Here is a 3681-nt window from a genome sequence, read left to right as displayed (position 1 = left end):
CGCTGTCCACGGCCAGATGGTGCACGGTCAGGAACAGCCGCGGCCGGGCCCCCGCCCCGCTCAGCATCAGCGCGGAGCGCAGCAACTGCCCCGTGGCGAGGTCGAGTTCGGCGCGGGCGGCGTCGGCCGCCGCCTCGGCCGCCGTGCGCTGCTCGGCCCCGGACAGCCCGGACAGGTCATGGCGGCGCAGCAGGGGCCCCGCCGCCGCGCCGGTGGGTTCCTGCCGCCACGCGTCGCCGTCGCGGACGAACCGGGTGCGCAGGGCGGGGTGGTGGGCGACCACGGCGTCCAGAGCGGCGCTCAGCGCCGTCTCGTCGAGGCCGTACGGGAGGTCGATCACCATCGACATGGTGAAGTGGCGCAGCGGACCGTGGGTGGCGAAGAACCAGTGCTGGATCGGGGTGAGCGGCGCCGGACCCGCGTCGTCCGTCCGGCCGGCGGCGCTGTCGGGCTCGGGCGCGGTCCGCGAGGCGAGCGCGGCGGCCAGATCGGCGACGGTCTGATGCAGGAAGATGTCCCGCGAGGTGAGCCGCAGCCCGGCCCGGCGGGCGCGGGAGACCGTCTGGATGCTGAGGATCGAGTCGCCGCCGAGTTCGAAGAAGTTGTCGGTCACCCCCACCGCCCCGGCGCCGAGCACCTCGGCCCAGATCCGCGCGAGCTCCTTCTCCGCCGGGGTCCGCGGAGCGGTATAGGTGTTCTCCCGCTGAGCCTCGTCGGCCCTCGGGGCGGGCAGCGCCCGGCGGTCCAGCTTGCCGCTGGTGGTGAGCGGCATGGCGGCCAGGGCCACGAAGGCGGCCGGGATCATGGGGGCCGGCAGGGTGCGCCCGAGGGCCGCGCGCAGCTCCGCCGCGGTGGGCGGTTCGGCGGTGGCGGCCGGTACGTAGTAAGCGGCCAGCCGAACGTGGTCGCGGTCGTCGGTCACGGCGACGACGGCCGCCTCGGCGACGGCGGGCAGATCGAGCAGCGCGGCCTCGATCTCGCCCGGTTCGATCCGCCGGCCCCGGATCTTCACCTGGTCGTCCGCGCGGCCGAGGTAGTCCAGCTGCCCGTCCGCGGTCCAGCGCGCCACATCGCCGGTGCGGTACATCCGGCTCCCGGCGGGCCCGAACGGGTCGGCCACAAAGCGGGCCGCGGTCAGCCCGGGGCGGCGCACATAGCCGCGGGCGAGCTGGTCGCCGGCGAGATACAGCTCGCCCGCGACGCCGACCGGCACCGGCTGGAGCCGGGCGTCGAGCACATAGGCGCGCAGATTGCCCAGCGGCCGGCCCACCACCGGCCGGCCGCTCCCGCCGATCCGGGCCCAGAGCGCGTCCACGGTGCACTCGGTGGGCCCGTAGAAGTTGTACGCCGTGGTGCCGGAGGCGTCCGCCAACTGCCGCCACAGTGCCTGCCCGAGGGCCTCGCCGCCCAGCATCAGCACCCGGGGGCGGTGCCGGGGGTGGTCAAGCAGCCCGGCCGGGAGGAGCTGCCGCAGATACGACGGGGTGAGATCGAGGAAGTCGACCCGGTGCTCGACGATGTGGCCGACGAGCGCGGCCGGATCGAGCCGGGTCGTCTCGTCGATGAGATGCAGCTCATGGCCGTCGGCCATCAGCAGCAGGCCCTCCAGCGAGGTGTCGAACGAGAACGACGCGGTCAGGGCGGCGCGCAGCGGCCCGCCGCCCGCCTCCGCCACCAAGCCATGGCGGTGGTTGACCAGCAGATTCACCATCGCCCGATGGTCCACGGCCACGCCCTTGGGGCGGCCGGTGGAGCCGGAGGTGTAGATGACGTAGGCCGTGCTGTCCGGGTGCAGCGCGCCGGTCCGGTCGGCGTCGGTGGGATCGGCCGCCGGCAGCGTGGCGGGGACCGTACGCAGCGCCGTCTCGTCGAGCACCAGCATCGGCTCGGCGTCGGCGGTGAGGAACGCGACGCGCTCGGCCGGGAGTTCAGGATCGATGGGCAGATAGACACCGCCCGCCTTGAGGACGGCGAGGATGGCCACCACCATGTCGGCGGTGCGGGGCAGCTTCACCCCGACGATCCGCTCGGGGCCGACGCCCCGCGCGATCAGATGGTGCGCCAGCCTGTTGGCGGCCGCGTTGAGCCCCGCGAAGTCGTACACCTCCTCCCCGGCGACCAGCGCCGTCGCCGCCGGAGTGCGGGCCGCCTGCGCCTCGAACACCGCGGGGAAGGTGGACGGCTCGACCGCCAGGGCGGCGCCGTGCCCGCCGTCCGTCACCCGCCGCCGCTCCTCGTCCGTCAGCAGCGGCAGCTCCCGCACCGGCCGGTCCGGCTCGGCGCTCACCGCGTCGAGCAGCACCAGCAGATGCCCGGCCATCCGCTCGGCGGTCCCGGCGTCGAACAGCTCGGTGCTGTACTCCAGCAGCCCCCGCAGCTCGTCCCCGTCCTCCAGGAACTCCACGCTGAGGTCAAAGGTGGCCGACTGCCGGGGCACATCGACGCTCTCGGCCGCCAGCCCGGCCATCCGGGGCGCGGTCCGCGGGGTGCTGTGGAGCAGCACCATGACGTCGAACAGCGGATTGCGGCCCGCGTCCCGGCGCGCCCCCACGGTCTCCACCAGCCGCTCGAACGGCGTCTCGTCATGCGCGAAGGCGTCGAGGACCGTGGTGCCGGCGTCGGTGAGCAGCTCCCGGTACGAGCGCGAGGTGTCCACCCCGGAACGCAGCACGACAGTGTTGACGAAGAAGCCGACGGCGCGCTCCAGCTCGATGCGGCCACGGCCCGAGGTGACGGTGCCGATCGCGATGTCGTCCTGCCCCGACCAGCGCGCGAACAGCCCCTGGCACGCGGCGACCAGCGCGGTGAACAGGGTCGTCCGCTGCTCCGCGGCCAGCCCCCGGAGCCGGGCCGCGGCGCCGCGTGCCACGGTGAACTCGTACACCGCCCCCGCCGAGCCGCGCACCGCCGGCCGGGGCCGGTCGGCGGGCAGCTCCAGGGGGACGATGCCGTCCAGTCGCCCCTTCCAGTAGTCGAGCTGCTTCTCCAGCGCGGGCCCGTCCAGCCGCTCCCGCTGCCACACCGCGAAGTCCGGGTACTGGACCGGCACCGGCGGCAGCGGCTTCCGCTCGCCCTCCGCCACCCCGGCGTCGTACAGCGCGCACACCTCGTCCACCAGAACGCCCATGGACCAGCCGTCCGTCACGATGTGATGGGCGGTCAGCAGCAGGACGTGCTCGGCGTCGGCCACCCGTATCAGCAGCGCCCGCAGCAGCGGCCCGGTCCGCAGGTCGAACGGGCGCGAGTACTCCGCCTGCAGCCGCCGCTCCAGCGCCTTCCGGCCGTCCTGCGCGCCGTCGAGGTCCGCCACCGGCAGCGGGAGCGGGGCGGCCGGAAGCACCACCTGCGAGGGCTGTCCGTCCCCGTCCTCGAAGACGGTCCGCAGTGCCTCATGGCGCTCCACCAGGGTGTCCAGCGCCCGGGAGAGCGCGGCCGGATCCAGGGCACCGGTCAACCGCAGCGCCACCGCGCTGTTGTACCCGGCCTCGTCCGGCTGGAGGGTGTGCAGAAACCACAGGCGCGCTTGCGCGAAGGAGAGCGGAAGCGGCTGTGCGCGGTCCGCGCGGGGGATCGCCTCGGTGCGCCCGGCCTTGCCCGCGAGACGGCGGCGCAGCGCTTCCCGCAGCTCCTCCGGCAGGGCGGAGGCACGGCTGTTCCTCGAAGACGTCATGTTCTCTTTCC

The 3681-nt window shown here is 74.6% G+C and carries 1 protein-coding gene; it reads right to left on the bottom strand.

All coding sequences use genetic code 11. From position 1 onward, the window contains the following. Positions 1-3670: amino acid adenylation domain-containing protein (locus tag ABZS71_RS28615; RefSeq protein WP_356214729.1), on the bottom strand; the 3670-nt coding region annotated here is incomplete at its 3' end. Between the last annotated feature and the right edge of the window lie 11 nt (positions 3671-3681).

The sequence above is a fragment of the Streptomyces sp. NPDC005393 genome, from assembly GCF_040606675.1.
GTDB lineage: Bacteria > Actinomycetota > Actinomycetes > Streptomycetales > Streptomycetaceae > Streptomyces.
Note: the sequence above shows the minus strand (reverse complement) of the source record. Positions and strands in the feature narration are given on the sequence as shown.